Source organism: Streptomyces maremycinicus (assembly GCF_001184025.1).
Lineage (GTDB): Bacteria > Actinomycetota > Actinomycetes > Streptomycetales > Streptomycetaceae > Streptomyces > Streptomyces maremycinicus.
In genome coordinates this window covers 154,694-171,687 of the sequence record NZ_BBYG01000011.1, presented here as the reverse complement: position 1 = coordinate 171,687, position 16,994 = coordinate 154,694, and the positions used below count along the sequence as shown (strand labels likewise).

The following is a 16,994-nucleotide window of genomic DNA, read 5'->3' as shown; positions in this document are numbered from 1 at the left end:
ACCGGATCAGTCGTCTTCGACTCTACGGGCGGGGTCTGACAATCGGTCCCGGCGGACGGCCGGTCACCCCGTCCCGGCCGGGGCGGGGCCGGTCAGGGAACCGTGCGGGAGACCACGTAGACGAAGGGGTAGACCGCGTTGCCGGTGTTCACCACGACGTCCAGCGTCGGCATGGGGTTCTTCTGCGCGTGGACGATGCCGAAGTCGTCCCCGGGACGCGAGCCGGGACCCGAGAACTTCCAGCCCGTGACCTCCTGGTCGCGGGCGCTGATGGTGATGTCGCCCTTCTTCAGGTCGGCGCGGCTGACACCGATCTCGGCCAGGAACTGGTCGAGTCCGACCTGCGTGGTCTGGAACTGCGCGTAGAGACGGCTGGTCTTCCAGTTGTTCGTCTCGTAGTAGGCGACCTGGTTCGACGGGTGCGGGATCGGCACCTGGTACAGGCGGCGCTGCACCTTCGACGGCCAGCCCTCGGTCAGGCCGGTCGCCGAGTACTTCGCCTCCTTGTCCTTGCCGCTGTCGCGGCTCTGGTTGGCGGAGATCACCAGGTAGCCGGCCGGGACACCGATGAGCAGCACGATGATCAGCAGGGTGAGCGCCCTGCGGCGGATCACGTGACGGCGGTCCTCCGGCGGGCGGTCCGGCTCGTCGGGGGCCGCGGCCTGGTGGGGCAGCGATGCTGTCATGCGGTGTCCCGGGTCGTGCGGGGCGGTACGGGGGTCATGCGATGTCCTGGGTGGTGCGGGGCGGCGCGGCGGTCATGCCGTGTCCTGGGTGTCCTGGGTACGGCGGGCCGCCTCGGTGAACCGTTCGAAGCGCTCGTAGCGCTCCACGCGGCGGCGCTTGGCGCGCCGGAAGCGCCGGGCGACCAGGCGGGCCAGGTCGGCCGCGCCGACCATACCGGCCTCGGGGCCCAGCTGGGCGCGGACGATACGCGCCTCGGGGCGGTAGCCGCGCCCGGTGAGCTGGCGCTTGAACGCGTCCCGCGCGGGGCTGATGAGCAGGTCGTCGGCGGCCGAGACACCACCGCCGATGACGAAGCAGGACGGGTCGAGGGCGGCGGCCAGGTTGGCGATGCCGACGCCGAGCCACTGGCCGATGTCCTGGAGCAGTTCGATGCACATGGCGTCGCCGTCACGGGCCAGCTCGGTGATCATCGGGCCGGTGATGTCGCCGATGTTGCCCTTGACGTGCTCGATGATCCCGTACGCCACCGGGGAGTCGGCGGCGGCCAGTTCACGGGCCTCCCGGACCAGCGCGTTGCCCGAGCTGTACTGCTCCCAGCAGCCGCGGTTGCCGCACGGGCAGCGGTGGCCGCCGGGCACGACCTGCATATGGCCGAACTCGCCGGCGACGCCGTACTTGCCGCGCTTGACCTGGCCGTCCTCGAGGATCGCGCCGCCGATGCCGGTACCGAGGGTGATCATGACGAGGTGGTCCTCGCCGCGGCCCGCGCCGAAGCGCCACTCCGCCCAGGCGGCGGTGTTGGCGTCGTTGTCGACCAGGACGGGAACCGCGAGCCGGCCGGAGAGGCGGTCGCGCAGCGGCTCGTTGCGCCAGGACAGGTGGGGCGCGAACAGGACGCGGTTGCGGTCCGCGTCCACCCACCCCGCCGCGCCGACGCCGACCGCGTGCACGTCGTGGCGGTCGGACAGGTCGAGCACCAGCTCGACGATCGTGTCCTCCACGACCTTCGGGCTCTTGGACTTGTCCGGAGTCTCCGTGCGGACCTTCTCCAGGATGTTGCCGTCGGCGTCGACGACGCCCGCCATCACCTTGGTGCCCCCGATGTCGATGCCGACGGTCGGCACGCGGGGCGCGGTGAGGTGCGACCGGCGCTCCCTCGTGCCCACGGTGCGGAGTGCGGGGGCGCGGCGGGAGCCGATGGGGGCGGTGAAGTTGCCGTAGGTGCTCATCGCCGCCGATTCTGCCTCACCCTCCCACCGGGTGCCGAGCGGGGCGGTGGCGCGGACGGGCGGCCTGTGCGGTCCCCGGGCGCGTCGTGGCCGCTCGCGCCGGCCCGGTGGTACCCGGGCGCGACGCCTCGTGCCCGGGACGCGGGTGGAGCCCGCCGACCGCCGGGCCGACCGTGCCGTCGTGACCGCCGGTGAGCGGACGGGACCGGGGCCGCGGGTCCGCTCGTCCGTCACCTTGTCCGGATATCCGGTCACATTGTCAGGACAATACGACCGGCGCGGCCGGCCGCGCGGCTGGTCCCGCCGCCGGATCGCGTGGGGCTCACGAGGAGCACGCGTGGGGCTCGCGAGAGGCGAATCAGGGGCGTACCAGCAGTTGGAACTCGAAGGAGTAGCGGGTCGGCCGGTAGATGTGGTCGCCGAACTCCACCGCCCGGCCGGTGTCGTCGAAGGTCGTGCGCTGCATCGTCAGGAGCGGGGCGCCCTCCTCCTCGGCGAGCCGCTCGGCCTCGGCGGTGGTGGCGGCGCGGGCGCCGATGGACTGGCGGGCGCTGTGCAGAGTGATCCCGGCGGCCCGCATCAGCCGGTACAGGCCGGTGGCCTGGAGCTGGTCGGTGTTCAGGTCCAGCAGGCCGGAGGGCAGGTGGTTGCACAGGTAGGCCATCGGCTCCCCGTGCGCCAGGCGCAGCCGCTCCACCCGGTGCACGTCACTGCCCTCGGCCACCGCGAGCGCGGCGGCGACCTCGGCGGACGCCGGGACCACGGTGTTGACCAGCACGGTCGTCGCGGGCCGCTGACCTGCGGCCTCCAGGTCGTCGTAGAGACTGCTGAGCTCCAGGGGGCGCTTGACCTGGCTGTGCACGACCTGCGTCCCCACGCCCCTGCGCCGGACCAGGAGACCCTTGTCGACCAGCGACTGGATCGCCTGGCGGACGGTCGGCCGGGACAGACCGAGCCGCGCGGCGAGCTCGATCTCGTTGCCCAGCAGGCTGCCCGGGGTGAGCGATCCGTGCTCGATCGCGGCCTCCAGCTGCTGGGCGAGCTGGAAGTACAACGGCACCGGAGAACTTCGGTCCACACGTAGTTCTAGCTGCACGGTCGGGTCCACTTCTGGTTTCGGCACGGCCCGAGCGTAGCTCCGCGACCGGTTGACGGGAAGTTGTGTAGTTCGGTTGTCCGGACATACGCATTGACAGCGCCCGGCCTGCGACGTCACTTTGGTTTCATGCGCATCGGGGTCATCGGGACGGGCCGCATAGGCACCATTCATGCGAACACACTCAGCCGTCACCGCGAGGTCGGATCCCTGATCCTGACGGACGCGGACCACGCGCGGGCCCAGGAGCTCGCGCACCGGCTCGGCGAGACGGCCGCTCCCGGGGTGGACGAGATCTTCCGCTGGGGCGTGGACGCCGTGGTGATCACGACGGCCACCTCGGCCCACGCCGAACTGATCGGTCGGGCAGCAAGGTCCGGGCTCCCGGTCTTCTGCGAGAAGCCGATCGCCCTCGATCTGGCGGGGACCTTACAGGCGATAGCCGAGGTGGAGAACGCCGGAACGATCCTTCACATGGGCTTCCAGCGCCGCTTCGACGCGGGGTACACCGGGGCGCGCGAGGCGGTCGCCTCGGGGCGGCTCGGGCGGCTGCACACCGTGCGGGCGCTGACGTCCGACCGGTCGGCGCCGCCGGCCGCCTGGCTGCCGGTGTCCGGCGGGATCTACCGGGACGCGCTCCTGCACGACTTCGACTGTCTGCGCTGGGTGACCGGCCGCGAGGTGACGGAGGTGTACGCCGCCGGCTCCGACGCCGGGCCCGCGATGTTCCGCGAGGCGGGGGACGTGGACACGGCGGCCGCGGTCCTCACCCTGGAGGACGGCACCCTGGCCACGGCGACGGCGACGCGGCTGAACGGGGCGGGCTACGACGTCCGCATGGAACTGGCCGGGGAGCTCGACCAGATCGTGGTGGGTCTGGACGACCGCACCCCGATCGCGTCCACCGAACCCACCGGTCCCCCGGCCGCCGACAAACCGTGGACGGGGTTCCTGGAGCGGTTCGAGCCCGCGTACACGGCGGAGCTGAACGCCTTCGTGGACGTGGTGCGCGGCGAGCGGGCCAACCCCTGCGGCGGCCGCGAGGCGCTCGAGGCCCTGCGGATCGCCGAGGCCTGCGAGGTGTCCCGACGCGATCGCAGAGCGGTGTGGCTCGCGGAGATCCCGGCGACGGCCGGCACGGGCTGACCGGGACCGGCCGCCGTGCCACCGGGGCACAGGCGGCCGCGCATCAGGCTCGTCGGGGCGGGTGGGACTGCCCGGTGAGGAAGCGTCCGGGGAGGAACGGGACGCCGGTCCGCTCGTGAACGTCCGGCGCCCCCCGGACCGCCGGGCGTCGCGGCTCGTCACCCGGCGTCGTCCGCCTCTTCCTCCAGGAGCCCCGCGTCGTAGGCCAGCAGGGCGATCTGCACCCGGTTGTTGAGGCCGAGCTTGGCGAGGACCCGGGAGACGTGGGCCTTGACGGTGGCGACGCTCATGAACAGGGCGGCCGCGATGTCCGCGTTGGACAGTCCCCGGCCGACCGCGACGGCCACCTCGCGTTCCCGCTCGCCCAGGGCGGCGAGTCGCACGCGCGCGTGCGCACGCCGTGTGTCGGCCGCGGTACCGGCCGCGTGGTCCATCAGCTGCCGGGTGACCGCGGGCGACAGGACGGGGTCACCGGCCGCCACCCGGCGCACGGCGTCGAGGATCTCGGCGGGCGGGGTGTCCTTGAGGACGAACCCGGCGGCACCCGCGCGCAGCGCGCGCAGCACCTGTTCGTCGGCGTGGAAGGTGGTGAGCACCACGACCTGCGGGGCGTCCTCGCGTCCGCGCAACCGTTCCGTGGCGGTGATGCCGTCGACGGCCGGCATCCGGATGTCCATCAGCACCACGTCGGGGCGGGCGCGTTCCACGAGCCCCTCGACCTCGCTCCCGTCGGCGGCCTCACCGACGATCTCGATGTCGTCGGCGCCCCCCAGCATGAAAGCCAGACCGGCCCGCACCAGGGGATCGTCGTCGACGAGGAGGAGTCTGATCGCAGTCATGGCCCTCACGTAATCACGGTTGCGGGCGGGCGGGTCCACGGTTCGCGGCGAACGGGCAAGCCGGGGACCGCCCGGCCCGGCCCCGTCAGGGCGCCGCCGGCCACGGCAGCCAGGCCCGCACCTCGAAGGCCCCGTCCCCGCGCGTGCCGTGCTCGAGCCGCCCCCCGGTCAGGGTGGCCCGTTCGGTCAGGCCGATGAGGCCCTGCCCGGAGCCGGGAACGGGCGGTACGTCGCCCTCGGGGGCCGGATTGCGCACGGTCACGCCGAGACCCTCACCGGGACCGCCGGAGACCGTGACCGCGACCTCCGCGCCCGGGGCGTGCTTGCGGGCGTTGGTGAGGCACTCCTGGGCGATGCGGTAGGCGGTGCGGCCGACGGAGGCGGGGACGGCTCCGGCGTCGGTGACGCGCTGGTCGAGGGTGACCTTCATACCGGCCTCGCGGGACTCGGCGACCAGGGTGTCCAGCGCGGCCAGCGTCGGCTGGGGGCGGCCGCCGTCGTCGGGTTCGCCGGCCCGCAGGACGCCGATGATCTCCCGCAGGTCCTGGAGGGCCTCGTGGGCGCTCTCGCGGATGACGCCGGCCGCCCGCGCCACCTCCTCGCGGGGCGCGTCCGGACGGAACTCCAGCGCGCCCGCGTGCACGCTGAGCAGGGTCAGCCGGTGCGCGAGCACGTCGTGCATCTCCCGGGCGATGGCCTCACGGGCCAGCCGCTGCGCCTGCTCGGCGCGCAGCCGGGCCTCCGTCTCGGCACGTCGCGCACGGTCGCGCAGGCTCACCATCAGCTGCCGCTTGGACCGGACGAACATGCCCCAGCCGATGACGGTGACGGTGAACAGCAGGCTCCACGCCACCGCCGGCCCGTACGCGAGAGTGGGGTCGGGACGGACCCAGGACAGCAGCGGGATCAGGGCCAGCTGGACGCCGCCCACCCAGGCCACGTACCGGAACGGCCGGTGCACGGCGAGGGTGAAGAGGGCGACCGTGCAGGCGCCGGCCGAGGTGGTCGACAGGAAGCCGAGGGGAACCATCGCGATCGCCAGGCCGAGCGGCCACCGGCGGCGCAGCCAGACCGCAGCGCAGGCGAGGGCGCCCAGGAGCTGGTCGGCCGCGGCGACGATCTCGGGGAGTTCCCGTTCGCCGGGGAAGGAGTCCGCGACCGTCACGCCGATGCCCACGGCCACCAGGAAGCAGAGGAAGTCGACGACCCAGTCGCGCGCGGTGCGCCGGCGCTGCCGGCCGGGGAGCCCGGCGTCCAGGTCGAGTTCCGCGACGACGGCCGACGGCAGCAGCCATCGGCGCCCCGTGATCCCGGGTGCCGCCGCTACCGTGCTGTCGTCCGCCCTCATGGTCGACAAATCTACGCAGCACGGGGCCACGGCACCTCCCCTCGGACGTATCCCCTGCCGATGGCGGGGAAGCACAGACCCAGGTCGCGACGCCCTCTACTTTCGGCCCGGCCGGACCGACGGTCCGCAGCCTTCCGGCCCACCCGTACCGCCCGGCGGCCGATGGCACGCGGGGGATCCGCGGGACGAGAGTCGCGGACATGAGGGAACTGCTGGGAGTACTCGGTTTCATCGCCCTGGTGCAGGGCGTCCTGGGCCTGCTGCACGAGTTCACCCGCTGGCACGTGGGTCTCGTGCAGCGCCTCGCCCTCCTCGACGGCTACGAGGTGTACGCGAGTGTCGCGCTGATCGTGCTGGCGTTCGCCCTGTTCGCCGCCGCGGAGAGCCGGAAGGCGGGCTGAGGGGAGGTGGCCGGACACCGGTTAACGCCGTGAAAACTTCTCGGGCCCGAAGGCAAATTCCTTCGTCTTGTCATTGACATGACACTGTCTACGCGCGTCATCATGAGGCCATGAGATTCCCCCCACGGATCACTCGTACCGTCACCTCGGCGGCCGTCCTGTCCGCTCTCCTCGTCGGCGGCACCGTCTCCGCCACCACGGCCCACGCCGCGGTCGGCAGCGTCTGCTACACGAAGCTGCCGGCCCAGGCGTACGACACGCTCGACCTGATCGACGCGGGCGGGCCGTTCCCGTACTCGCAGGACGGGGCCGTCTTCCAGAACCGGGAAGGCGTCCTGCCCAGCCAGACGTCCGGCTACTACCACGAGTACACGGTGAAGACCCCGGGCTCCTCGACGCGCGGAGCGCGCCGGATCGTGACCGGGAAGAAGTCCGCCGAGGACTACTACACGGCGGACCACTACGTCACCTTCAACCTGATCAACTACGGCTGCTGACCGACACCGTCCGCCCGACCGAACCGCAGACCCTCGCCCCGCGGACCCCCCACGTCTCCAGGCCGCGGGGCGAGGCACGTCCGGCCGGGCCGCCGGGAGTCACCCGGCGCCGCCGCCGTGCGGTCCGGGCCCGGTTCAGCCCGCGTTTGTCGAGAACAGTCCGCCGGTCGGTCCCTGCTTGTCGCCGCCCTGGGCCTTCCGCAGGGCGTTGGCGAGGCTCTCGATCGTGAGGGACTGGAGGATGACGCGGCCGCTGCCCTCCAGGGTGGCCAGGGACAGGCCCTCGCCGCCGAACACGGCGTTCATGACCCCCTGGCGGTTGAGGCCGCCGACGCGCTGGACGCCGTACCGGATGCCCTCCTCGAAGGCGACCACGCAGCCGGTGTCGACCTCGATACGCCCTCCGAAATCGGCCGGGTCGAGGTCGATGAAGTTGCCGGCCCCCGCGATGATCACCGTGCCGCGGCCGGTGAACTTCTCCAGGACGAACCCCTCACCGCCCTTCATGCCGGTGCGGCCGCCCTGGAAGGCGATGCCGAACTCGACGGTGGACTCGGCGGCCACGAACGCGTCCTTCTCGGCGAACCACGCGCGCGTGCCGTCCAGTTCCAGGGCGCGCATCTCGCCCGGGAGCACGCCCGCGAAGCCGACCGTGCCCTCGCCGCCCTGGGCGGTGAAGTACTGGAACGCCAGCGATTCGCCGGCCAGCGCGCGCTGGCCGACCTGCATGGCCGTGCCCATGGCCTGGCGCAGCATGCCGCCCATGCCGCCGCCCGAGGGGCTTCCCTGCGGTTGCCCGCCGCTGCCGCCGGACGGGCCGCCCAGGCGGGTCTCCATGGTCACGTTGACCGTCTTGAACAGGAACTTTCCGGCCTCGCAGTACACGGTCTGGCCGGGGGACAGATTGACGACCGCCATCTGCATGGCGTTGCCGACGATTTCTTGCTGAAGGGTCACAAGGGGAGAACGAGGGAGGCGGAGGAAAGAGTTCCGCTCCGCCTCGGCCCGCACGGTCCCGGCCGACGCCCGGCGAGATCGACGTCCGTTCGCCGCCAGCGCGCGGGGGCGCCGCCCGCTGGGATGGAGCCATGACGACGACCGGCAGGAACAACAGGACCGACAAGTACAGCAGGACCGACGCGGACGGCATGGCTCTCCACGGCAAGGTGGCCCTGGTGACCGGCGGCAGCCGGGGCATCGGAGCGGCCACGGCGCTGCGGCTCGCCCGGGAGGGCGCGGACGTGGCCGTGACCTACGTGAACGGCAAGGACGCGGCACACGAGGTCGTGGCGGCCGTGGAGGCGCTGGGACGGCGGGCGGTGGCCCTGCGCGCGGACTCGGCGGACCCCGGGGAGGCGGCCGGGGCGGTGGACCGTACGGCCGGGGCGCTGGGCGGCCTCGACGTGCTGGTGAACAACGCGGGCATCGGCGTCCTCGGGCCCCTGGAGGGGCTCGGCCTCGCCGACGTGGACCGGGTGCTCGCGGTGAACGTGCGCGGGGTGTTCCTGGCCTCGCAGGCCGCCGCGGGGCGGATGACCGACGGCGGGCGGATCATCACCGTCGGCACCTGTATGAGCCAGCGGGTGCCCGGACCCGGCGGGACCCTGTACACGATGAGCAAGTCGGCCCTGATCGGTCTGACCAAGGCCCTCGCCCGGGAACTGGGCCCGCGCGGGATCACCGCGAACCTCGTCCACCCCGGCCCGATCGACACGGACATGAACCCGGCGGACGGCCCCTACGCGGCCGGTCAGGCGACGCTGACGGCCCTGGGCCGCTTCGGCACGGCGCAGGAGGTGGCCGCCACGGTCGCCCACCTGGCGGGAGCCGCGTACGTCACGGGGGCGGAGTTCGCCGTGGACGGCGGCCACGCGGCATAGTCACCCCGATCCGCGCCGGCCCGGCCCCCTGGCCCGGCCCGGACCGGCGATCCGCGTCGGGCTCGGCGTCCGGATCGGCCCCGGCTCGTGGGTCAGCCGCCGAGTTCCTGGTGGCGGGCCGTCAGGGCCGCGGTGCCCGCTTCCGTGAGGGAGCCGAACAGCCGCAGGCGGGAGATGCCGCCGTCGGGGTAGATGTCCACGCGCGCGTGCGTGCCGACCGCCGGGGACGGCAGGACGAAGCGGTGGTTGGTGTCGGGCTGGAGGCGGGTGCGCGGGAGGATCTCGGTCCACTCGCCGCTCTCGCCGTCCCTGACCGACACCGAGGCCCAGCCGGCGCTGTTGCCCTTCAGGTACGCCGTGTCGATCTCCAGGGCGCGGATCCGCGCCTGCGCGGCCAGGCGGTAGCGGATCCAGTCGTGGCCCCGGTCGCGGCGGCGGCGGGTCTCCCAGCCGTCGTCCATCTTGCGGGAGCGGCCGGGCTGGATGGTATTGCTCGCCGGGGAGTAGAAGAGGTTGGAGGCGTCCTCGGCGACGCCGCCGTTCTCCAGGGCGACGACGTCGAAGGTGCCGAGCACGGTCAGCCACTCGGGGTCGGGCACGACCTCCCCGTGCACGCGCAGACGGGCGATGCCGCCGTCGGGGTGCTGGTTGACCCGCAGGTGGGTGAAGCACTGCTCCACCGAGACGGCGAAACCGTTCGCCGCGTGACCGCCGACCGGGGTCCGCGCAACCAGCGTCGTCCACTTCACCTCGTCGCCGAGGAGTTCCTCGGCGGACGGCGAGCCCGGCACCGAGGCGCCCTCGACCGACACCGCCTGCGGGTAGTTGCCGCGGAAGTGCGCCGTGTCGACGACGATGCCCCGGATCACCCCCGGCGCGCCGAGGCGGACGAGCGCCCAGTCGTGGTCCTCGGCGGTCGGCCACGGGTGGTCGGCGGAGGCGCCGCGGCGGCGGCGGGTCTCCCAGCCGTCCATGACCTTCCCCTTGTGCCCGAAGTGCTCCGGGTCGAACTCGGCGGGGCCGGGCACCAGCAGGTTCTCGCGCTGGGCGAAGAACTCGTCGTTGGCGGCGACGACTCCCGCTCCGAGCCGCCGGTCGGCGAGGTCGGCGTACCGGGTGAAGGGGAAGTCGGCGGTGCGGTAGTCCGCGTACGGGTCACCGCCGCCGTACGGGTTCGCGTCGCCGGTGAAGCTCTCTATCGCCGTCACGGTGATCAGGTCTGCCTTTCGGGAGTCGGCCGGTGCGGGGGAAGGGGAAGAAGGGGAAGAGGGCAGGGTCGGGTGGTCCTTCGGCTCAGGGAGTGCGGGTGAGGAGGCGGCCCTTGGGCTCGGTGAACTCGCCGTCCGAGACGATGCGTTCGCCCCGCAGCCAGGTGGACCGCACGACGCCGTACAGGGTCTTCCCGGCGTACGCCGTGACGCGGTTGCGGTGCTGGAGTGCCGCCGGGTCGACGGTGAAGGTCTCGTCGGGGGCGAGGACGGCGAAGTCGGCGTCGCGGCCGACTTCGATCGCGCCCTTCTGCGGGAGGCCGGCGAGGGCGGCGGTACGGGTGGACATCCACCGGACGACGTCCTCCAGGCCGTGGCCGCGTCGGCGGGCCTGCGTCCACACGGCCGCGAGGCTCAGCTGAAGGCCCGAGATGCCGCCCCACGCCGTCGCGAAGTCGTCGGTCTTGAGGTCGGCCGTGGACGGGGAGTGGTCGGTGACCACGCAGTCGATGGTGCCGTCGGCGAGTGCCTGCCAGAGCAGGTCCTGGTTGGCGGACTCGCGGATGGGCGGGCAGCACTTGAACTCGCTGGCGCCGTCGGGGACTTCCTCGGCGGTCAGGGTCAGGTAGTGCGGGCAGGTCTCGGCCGTGACCCGGACGCCCTCCGCCTTGGCGGCGGCGATCAGCGGCAGCGCGTCGGCGGAGGAGAGGTGCAGCACGTGCACGCGCGCGTGGAGGCGTTTCGCCTGTGCGACAAGGTTCGCGACGGCGGTGTCCTCGGCGTCTCGCGGGCGGCTGGCCAGGAAGTCCGCGTATCTGGGGCCGCCGCGCTGCGGGGCGGCGTCGAGGTGGTGCGGGTCCTCGGCGTGCACGATCAGCAGGCCGTCGAATCCGGCGATCTCGGCGAGGGAGCGGGCGAGGCGGTCCTGGTCGAGGTGCGGGAACTCCTCCACGCCCGACGGGGAGAGGAACGCCTTGAAGCCGAAGACGCCGGACTCGTGCAGCGGGCGCAGGTCCTTGACGTTGTCGGGCAGGGCGCCGCCCCAGAAGCCGACGTCGATGTGCGCCTTGTCGGCGGCGACCTCCCGCTTGACGCGGAGGTGGTCGACCGTGGTGGTCGGCGGGAGGGAGTTGAGGGGCATGTCGACGAGGGTGGTGATGCCGCCGGCCGCCGCCGCGCGGGTGGCGGTCCAGAAGCCCTCCCAGTGGGTGCGGCCCGGATCGTTGACGTGCACATGCGTGTCGACCAGGCCGGGCAGCAGGACGTCGTCGCCGAAGTCCTCCAGCCGGGCCGTCCCGGGGACGGGGGCGTCGTACGGCAGGACCGCCGTGATCCGGCCGGCGGCGACCGCGACCGTGGCGGGCCGTGACCCTTCCGGAGTGATGACGCGCGTCGAGCGCAGGAGCAGTTCGGCCTCGGACACCCGGACCCCTCTCTTCCGTTCTCTTCCGGTTACGCCGGAGAAACTTCCACGTAACGGAATTCAACGTTCTGTTGAAGGAGTCTTCCCTCCCGCCTCCATGCCGTCAAGGGCACACTCCCCCAGCTTGCACCCGCCCTCGACCCTCTGGACGTTTCCACATAATGGAATTACTATTCCGGCAAGCAAAATCTAATCACGCGCAAGCAAGGAGTCAACCGACCGCCGGGTAGGCTTCAGCCCTTCCGCCAGTTTCGAAAGGAACGCGCCGTGCCGACGTCCAGCGCCAGCACCACCGACTCCGCCAAGTCCGCCAGCGGCGGGGTCCAGTCCCTCGAGCGCGCCTTCGATCTCCTCGAGCGGATGGCGGACGCGGGCGGCGAGGTCGGCCTGAGCGAGCTCTCCGCGAGCAGCGGGCTGCCGCTGCCCACCATCCACCGCCTGATGCGCACCCTGGTGGTCTGCGGTTACGTCCGCCAGCAGCCCAACCGGCGCTACGCGCTGGGCCCCCGGCTGATCCGGCTGGGCGAGTCCGCGGCCCGCCTGCTGGGCACCTGGGCCCGCCCCTACCTGGCCCGCCTGGTCGAGGAGACCGGCGAGACGGCCAACATGGCGCTGCTCGACGGCGACGAGATCGTGTACGTGGCGCAGGTGCCGTCCAAGCACTCGATGCGGATGTTCACCGAGGTCGGCCGCCGCGTGCTGCCGCACTCCACCGGCGTCGGCAAGGCGCTGCTCGCGGGCTTCCCGGACGACGAGGTGCGCGCGCTGCTCGCCCGCACCGGCATGCCCGCCGCCACGGACAGGACGATCACCACCCCCGACGGTTTCCTCGCGGCCCTCGCGGACGTGCGGCAGGCCGGCTACGCGGTCGACGACAACGAGCAGGAGATCGGCGTGCGCTGCCTGGCGGTGCCGGTGCCCGACTCCCCCACCCCCGCGGCCATCTCCATCTCCGGCCCGGCGGGCCGCGTCACGGAGCAGGCCACGGAGGGGATCGTGCCGGTACTGCGGCAGGTCGCGGTGGACCTGTCACAGGCACTGACGACCTCCGGTCCGGCCGTCTAGGTCAACGGCGGGGCGTCTCCCCGAAGCGTTCCACGGCGTGGCGCACCTCCGACAGGCTTCGGGTCAGGGCACTCACCGAGCCGATCGCGCCCGCGACGAGCAGCAAGGAGCGGCGTAACCGGGGGACTTCGGGGATGCCGTGGGTCACCATCGCGGCCAGCGCGGCGAGTTCGTCCTCGGCGATCGCACGGTCCGGGAACTCGACCGGGTACGTGGCGAGTTCGCGGCGCAGCCGGGACACCGCGGTCCGCAGTTGCGCCACCCTCGGATCCTCGTAGCTGCCGGTCACTGCCCTCTGCCTCAAGCTCCGCAACACAGCTCTCCCCCCGCGCGTCGTACCGGGCGCGCGTGCGCGCCCCTCCGCCCCGCAGCCCCCGCGGCACCGGCGGGCACCGAAGGACGCGCGGGTCAGTAAACGCCACCCGATGCGGCGTGCGCCACTGCGCGGACCGAAATTCAGCCCCGCGACACCGCCCGGCCGACGCCGCGTCAGGTATGCAGGACGCATGACGCTGACAGAAGACCGGGCGGCGGACCAGGTGACCGGCCTGCTCCTCGCGGCGGGCGGCGGGCGCCGGCTCGGCGGACGCCCCAAGGCACTGCTCGAACACCGGGGGCGGCCGCTCGTCGAACACGCGGTGGGGGTACTGCGCGCGGCGGGCTGCGCACGGGTGCACGTGGTGCTCGGGGCCGCCGCCGACACCGTACGGGAGCGGGCACGGCTGGACGGGTGCGTGCTGGTCTCGAACCCGGAGTGGGAGCTGGGCATGGGGACGTCACTGCGGGCCGGGCTCGGTTCGCTCGCCGGGACGGGGGCGCGCGCCGCGCTGGTCCTCCTCGTCGATCAGCCCGGCATCGGGCCCCGGGCCGTGGCGCGGGTGCTGGCCGGGTACGAGGACGAGTCCTCGCTCGTCTGCGCCGCCTACGACGGCGTGCGCGGCCATCCTGTCCTGTTCGGGTCCGCCCACTGGGCGGGAGTCGCGGCGACCGCCACCGGTGACCGGGGGGCACGCGTCTATCTGAAGGAGCACGAGGAGGTGATCACGCGCGTCGAGTGCGGGGACGTGGCGCGGCCCTTCGACATCGACACCCCCGAGGATCTCGAGCACCTTGAGTGAGAGGCCTGGCACTGAGCGCCACCTTGCCTCGACGCGGAGAATCTCGACATCAACAAATCATTGAAGTTCCACGATGAGGAAACTAGTATCCACTGTTCAGAAGGACTCGGCCCGTCAGGGGCCCCGCCCGCCGTTCCCGGTTCGACTGGCACCCGGTGCCACCGCTGAAGGAAGTGACCGCTCATGTCCGCACCAGCGCCGTCCCCGCTGGCCATCGTCGACGCCGAGCCCCTGCCCCGGCAGGAGGAGGTCCTCACCGAGGCGGCACTCGCCTTCGTGGCCGAGCTGCACCGGCGGTTCACCCCGCGCCGTGACGAGCTCCTCGCCCGGCGCGCGGAACGCCGCGCCGAGATCGCCCGCACCTCCACCCTGGACTTCCTGCCGGAGACCGCCGCGATCCGCGCGGACGACTCCTGGCGGGTGGCCCCCGCCCCCGCGGCCCTGGACGACCGCCGGGTCGAGATCACCGGCCCGACCGACCGCAAGATGACCATCAACGCCCTCAACTCGGGCGCCCGGGTCTGGCTCGCGGACTTCGAGGACGCCTCGGCCCCGACCTGGGAGAACGTCGTCCTCGGTCAGCTCAACCTGGCCGACGCCTACACCCGCAGGATCGACTTCACGGACCCGGCGTCGGGCAAGTCGTACGCCCTGAAGGACGAGGGCGAGCTCGCCACCGTCGTCATGCGCCCGCGCGGCTGGCACCTGAACGAGCGTCACCTCGTGGACGCGGACGGCCGCCAGGTCCCCGGCGCGCTCGTCGACTTCGGCCTCTACTTCTTCCACAACGCCCAGCGGCTGCTCGACCTCGGCAAGGGCCCGTACTTCTACCTCCCGAAGACCGAGTCGCACCTGGAGGCCCGCCTCTGGAACGAGGTGTTCGTCTTCGCGCAGGACCAGCTCGGCATCCCGCAGGGCACCGTCCGCGCCACCGTCCTCATCGAGACGATCACGGCCGCGTACGAGATGGAGGAGATCCTGTACGAACTCCGCGACCATGCCTCCGGGTTGAACGCGGGCCGCTGGGACTACCTGTTCTCCATCGTCAAGAACTTCCGGGACGGCGGCGCCAGGTTCGTCCTCCCGGACCGCAACGCGGTGACGATGACCGCCCCGTTCATGCGGGCGTACACCGAACTCCTCTTGCGTACCTGCCACAAGCGCGGCGCGCACGCCATCGGCGGCATGGCGGCCTTCATCCCGTCCCGCCGCGACGAGGAGGTCAACAAGGTCGCCTTCGAGAAGGTCAAGGCGGACAAGGACCGCGAGGCGAACGACGGTTTCGACGGGTCGTGGGTGGCCCACCCGGACCTGGTGCCGATCGCCATGGCCTCCTTCGACGCCGTGCTCGGCGACCGGCCGAACCAGAAGGACCGGCTGCGCGAGGACGTCGACGTCAAGGCGGCCGACCTGATCGCCGTCGACTCGCTGGAGGCCAGGCCGACGTACCCGGGGCTGGTCAACGCCGTGCAGGTCGGCATCCGTTACATCGAGGCCTGGCTGCGCGGCCTGGGCGCGGTCGCCATCTTCAACCTGATGGAGGACGCGGCCACCGCCGAGATCTCCCGCTCGCAGATCTGGCAGTGGATCAACGCGGGGGTGGAGTTCGAGCGGGACGGCGACACGGTGAAGGTCACGCCCGAGCTGGCCCGCGAGGTCGCCGCCGCCGAACTGGCCGCCGTGCGCGCGGAGATCGGCGAGGAGGACTTCGCGGCCGGGCACTGGCAGCAGGCGCACGACCTGCTGCTGACGGTCGCCCTCGACGAGGACTACGCGGACTTCCTCACCCTGCCGGCGTACGAGCAGCTCAAGGGCTGAACGCCCGCACGAGCCGGAACGCTCACCTGTCCGAGTGGCCCAGGGACTTCCCCGGGGCCACTCGGTCGCGTACGAGCTTCTTCACCGCGGTCGGTTCGGGGAATCCCTGGTCGCGGCGGTCCCAGACCACCTCGTCGTCGACCCGGACGACGAAGACCCCGCCCTTGCCGGGCTTCAGGGCGAGCTCCGACAGCTCGGCCTCGAACGTGGTGAGCAGCTCCTGCGCCAGCCAGGCCGCGCGCGGCAGCCAACGGCACTGGGTGCAGTACTCGATCTCGACCCGCCCGCTCGCGTCACTCGAAGCGCTCATCCGAGGTGCACCGACCAATCCTGTTCCGCGGCCGGCTTGCCGTGCAGGTCCGGGACCCGCTTCAGCCAGTCCGGCCGTCCTTGACGTGTCCTCGCCGCGCGCCGGGCGTCGTCGGCGGCGAGCTCCTCCGGGGCGGGGAAGTCGGTGGGCAGCCAGGCCGCGGAGGCCCGTACCCGCGCGTGGAGGTAGCGCACGTACGCCTCCCGGACCGCGTCCGGGTCCGCGAACCCCGCTTCGCCGGCCAGCCAGGCGTCGGGCACCTCCGCCACGATCCGGCGCAGCAGCTCCTCGGTCACCCGGGGCGCGAGCTCGGCGTCGGCCGCCCGGGTGTCCGGGGCGCAGCGGCCGAGGGCGTGATGGCGGAAGTCGTAGCGCCGCGCGGGGTCGGCGCCGTCCCAGCGGTGGTGGAAGACGAGGGCGGCGCCGTGGTCGATGAGCCACAGCCGGGGCGGGACGGTACCGGACGTCGGCCAGACCATCAGGTTGGAGCTGTGTACCGTACGGTCGACGTTCACGGTGAGAGCGTCCAGCCAGACGATCCTCCCGGCCTCCAGCGGGTCCACCGGGAAGGCCTCGGCGACCTCCGGGGTGAAGTCCGCCGCACCCGGCAGGAAGTCCATCCCGAGGTTGATCCCCGCGCTCGCGGTGTGCAGGTCCCGGACCTCCTGGTGCGGTTCGTGCTCCGCGATCGCCGGGTCGAAGCGGACCAGCACCAGCTCGGGGAAGCGCAGCCCGAGCGCGCGTGCCAGCTCGCCGACGATCACCTCGGCGACGAGCGCCTTGCGGCCCTGCGCGGAGCCCGTGAACTTCACGACGTAGGTGCCGAGGTCGTCGGCCTCGACGATGCCGGGGACGGAGCCGCCGGAGCGCAGGGGTTCGATGTAGCGGGTCGCAGTGACCTCTCTCAGCACTTCCCAAGACCCCTCGGC

18 protein-coding genes are annotated in these 16,994 nt (G+C 72.5%); 7 read left to right on the top strand and 11 right to left on the bottom strand.

The window, feature by feature from the left end; translation table 11 throughout:
- Positions 1-92: 92 nt before the first annotated feature.
- The 3 genes from AOQ37_RS11305 to AOQ37_RS11295 all read right to left on the bottom strand — a co-directional run bounded on the left by AOQ37_RS11305 (position 93) and on the right by AOQ37_RS11295 (position 3,012).
- Positions 93-686 carry a hypothetical protein gene (locus tag AOQ37_RS11305; RefSeq protein ID WP_062643857.1) on the bottom strand — a complete coding sequence of 198 codons (594 nt, stop codon included), beginning with the start codon at positions 684-686 and terminating at the stop codon, positions 93-95.
- Positions 687-758: 72 nt separating this feature from the next.
- Complete coding sequence (locus AOQ37_RS11300; RefSeq protein WP_062643855.1) at positions 759-1,916, bottom strand: ROK family glucokinase; 1,158 nt, start codon at positions 1,914-1,916, stop codon at positions 759-761.
- A 358-nt stretch (positions 1,917-2,274) separates the two neighbouring features.
- On the bottom strand, positions 2,275-3,012 hold the full coding sequence (locus AOQ37_RS11295) for a GntR family transcriptional regulator (RefSeq protein ID WP_107085188.1): 738 nt from the start codon (positions 3,010-3,012) through the stop codon (positions 2,275-2,277).
- Positions 3,013-3,141: 129 nt separating this feature from the next.
- Between AOQ37_RS11295 and AOQ37_RS11290 the strand changes: the two genes are divergently transcribed.
- Complete coding sequence (locus AOQ37_RS11290; RefSeq protein WP_062643850.1) at positions 3,142-4,158, top strand: Gfo/Idh/MocA family protein; 1,017 nt, start codon at positions 3,142-3,144, stop codon at positions 4,156-4,158.
- Between the two features lie 158 nt (positions 4,159-4,316).
- Here the strand turns inward: AOQ37_RS11290 and AOQ37_RS11285 are convergent, their stop codons facing one another.
- Positions 4,317-4,997 carry a response regulator gene (locus tag AOQ37_RS11285; protein WP_062643848.1) on the bottom strand — a complete coding sequence of 227 codons (681 nt, stop codon included), beginning with the start codon at positions 4,995-4,997 and terminating at the stop codon, positions 4,317-4,319.
- A gap of 85 nt (positions 4,998-5,082) precedes the next feature.
- A complete protein-coding gene (locus AOQ37_RS11280; RefSeq protein ID WP_199824983.1) occupies positions 5,083-6,345 on the bottom strand; it encodes a sensor histidine kinase in 1,263 nt (420 codons plus the stop codon).
- A gap of 200 nt (positions 6,346-6,545) precedes the next feature.
- On the opposite strand from AOQ37_RS11280, the gene AOQ37_RS11275 reads away from it, so the two are divergent.
- Together AOQ37_RS11275 and AOQ37_RS11270 are read left to right on the top strand one after the other, a co-directional pair.
- Positions 6,546-6,746: a hypothetical protein gene (locus AOQ37_RS11275; RefSeq protein WP_062643845.1), complete on the top strand. Its 201-nt coding sequence runs from the start codon at positions 6,546-6,548 to the stop codon at positions 6,744-6,746.
- Positions 6,747-6,856: 110 nt separating this feature from the next.
- Complete coding sequence (locus AOQ37_RS11270) at positions 6,857-7,243, top strand: guanyl-specific ribonuclease (protein WP_062643843.1); 387 nt, start codon at positions 6,857-6,859, stop codon at positions 7,241-7,243.
- Between the two features lie 135 nt (positions 7,244-7,378).
- Here AOQ37_RS11270 and AOQ37_RS11265 read toward each other — a convergent pair whose 3' ends face one another.
- Complete coding sequence (locus AOQ37_RS11265; RefSeq protein WP_078890125.1) at positions 7,379-8,200, bottom strand: AIM24 family protein; 822 nt, start codon at positions 8,198-8,200, stop codon at positions 7,379-7,381.
- A gap of 191 nt (positions 8,201-8,391) precedes the next feature.
- On the opposite strand from AOQ37_RS11265, the gene AOQ37_RS11260 reads away from it, so the two are divergent.
- Positions 8,392-9,123, top strand: coding sequence for an SDR family oxidoreductase (locus AOQ37_RS11260; protein WP_062644443.1), 732 nt, complete (start codon positions 8,392-8,394; stop codon positions 9,121-9,123).
- Between the two features lie 92 nt (positions 9,124-9,215).
- Here the strand turns inward: AOQ37_RS11260 and alc are convergent, their stop codons facing one another.
- Positions 9,216-10,331, bottom strand: a complete 1,116-nt coding sequence (alc, locus tag AOQ37_RS11255) for an allantoicase (protein WP_062643841.1) — start codon at positions 10,329-10,331, stop codon at positions 9,216-9,218.
- Between the two features lie 85 nt (positions 10,332-10,416).
- Positions 10,417-11,754 (bottom strand): allantoinase AllB, encoded by a 1,338-nt coding sequence (gene allB, locus AOQ37_RS11250; protein ID WP_062643839.1) that lies wholly within the window; start codon positions 11,752-11,754, stop codon positions 10,417-10,419.
- A gap of 267 nt (positions 11,755-12,021) precedes the next feature.
- Here allB and AOQ37_RS11245 point away from each other — a divergent pair, with 267 nt between their 5' ends.
- Positions 12,022-12,819 (top strand): IclR family transcriptional regulator, encoded by a 798-nt coding sequence (locus AOQ37_RS11245; protein WP_062643837.1) that lies wholly within the window; start codon positions 12,022-12,024, stop codon positions 12,817-12,819.
- A 1-nt stretch (position 12,820) separates the two neighbouring features.
- Here AOQ37_RS11245 and AOQ37_RS11240 read toward each other — a convergent pair whose 3' ends face one another.
- Positions 12,821-13,135, bottom strand: a complete 315-nt coding sequence (locus AOQ37_RS11240; protein ID WP_062643836.1) for a DUF5955 family protein — start codon at positions 13,133-13,135, stop codon at positions 12,821-12,823.
- A 190-nt stretch (positions 13,136-13,325) separates the two neighbouring features.
- Between AOQ37_RS11240 and AOQ37_RS11235 the strand changes: the two genes are divergently transcribed.
- Both AOQ37_RS11235 and aceB read left to right on the top strand, forming a co-directional pair.
- Positions 13,326-13,937: a nucleotidyltransferase family protein gene (locus tag AOQ37_RS11235; protein WP_062643834.1), complete on the top strand. Its 612-nt coding sequence runs from the start codon at positions 13,326-13,328 to the stop codon at positions 13,935-13,937.
- 183 nt (positions 13,938-14,120) lie between these two features.
- A complete protein-coding gene (gene aceB, locus AOQ37_RS11230; protein WP_062643832.1) occupies positions 14,121-15,755 on the top strand; it encodes a malate synthase A in 1,635 nt (544 codons plus the stop codon).
- Positions 15,756-15,777: 22 nt separating this feature from the next.
- Here the strand turns inward: aceB and AOQ37_RS11225 are convergent, their stop codons facing one another.
- Both AOQ37_RS11225 and AOQ37_RS11220 read right to left on the bottom strand, forming a co-directional pair.
- Positions 15,778-16,065: an Rdx family protein gene (locus tag AOQ37_RS11225; protein ID WP_062643830.1), complete on the bottom strand. Its 288-nt coding sequence runs from the start codon at positions 16,063-16,065 to the stop codon at positions 15,778-15,780.
- The gene (locus AOQ37_RS11220; protein ID WP_062643828.1) at positions 16,062-16,976 is read right to left on the bottom strand and encodes a HipA family kinase; all 915 of its coding nucleotides are present in this window, start codon (positions 16,974-16,976) and stop codon (positions 16,062-16,064) included. Before AOQ37_RS11220 ends, AOQ37_RS11225 begins: the two co-directional genes overlap by 4 nt.
- Positions 16,977-16,994: the final 18 nt, after the last annotated feature.

Excerpts from the sequence above, each read along its gene's own strand:
- AOQ37_RS11305 (WP_062643857.1), bottom strand. The coding sequence starts at position 686 with ATGACAGCATCGCTGCCCCACCAGGCCGCGGCCCCCGACGAGCCGGAC.
- AOQ37_RS11300 (WP_062643855.1), bottom strand. The coding sequence starts at position 1,916 with ATGAGCACCTACGGCAACTTCACCGCCCCCATCGGCTCCCGCCGCGCC.
- AOQ37_RS11290 (WP_062643850.1), top strand. The coding sequence starts at position 3,142 with ATGCGCATCGGGGTCATCGGGACGGGCCGCATAGGCACCATTCATGCG.
- AOQ37_RS11285 (WP_062643848.1), bottom strand. The coding sequence starts at position 4,997 with ATGACTGCGATCAGACTCCTCCTCGTCGACGACGATCCCCTGGTGCGG.
- AOQ37_RS11280 (WP_199824983.1), bottom strand. The coding sequence starts at position 6,345 with ATGAGGGCGGACGACAGCACGGTAGCGGCGGCACCCGGGATCACGGGG.
- AOQ37_RS11275 (WP_062643845.1), top strand. The coding sequence starts at position 6,546 with ATGAGGGAACTGCTGGGAGTACTCGGTTTCATCGCCCTGGTGCAGGGC.
- AOQ37_RS11270 (WP_062643843.1), top strand. The coding sequence starts at position 6,857 with ATGAGATTCCCCCCACGGATCACTCGTACCGTCACCTCGGCGGCCGTC.
- AOQ37_RS11260 (WP_062644443.1), top strand. The coding sequence starts at position 8,392 with ATGGCTCTCCACGGCAAGGTGGCCCTGGTGACCGGCGGCAGCCGGGGC.
- AOQ37_RS11235 (WP_062643834.1), top strand. The coding sequence starts at position 13,326 with ATGACGCTGACAGAAGACCGGGCGGCGGACCAGGTGACCGGCCTGCTC.
- aceB (WP_062643832.1), top strand. The coding sequence starts at position 14,121 with ATGTCCGCACCAGCGCCGTCCCCGCTGGCCATCGTCGACGCCGAGCCC.
- AOQ37_RS11225 (WP_062643830.1), bottom strand. The coding sequence starts at position 16,065 with ATGAGCGCTTCGAGTGACGCGAGCGGGCGGGTCGAGATCGAGTACTGC.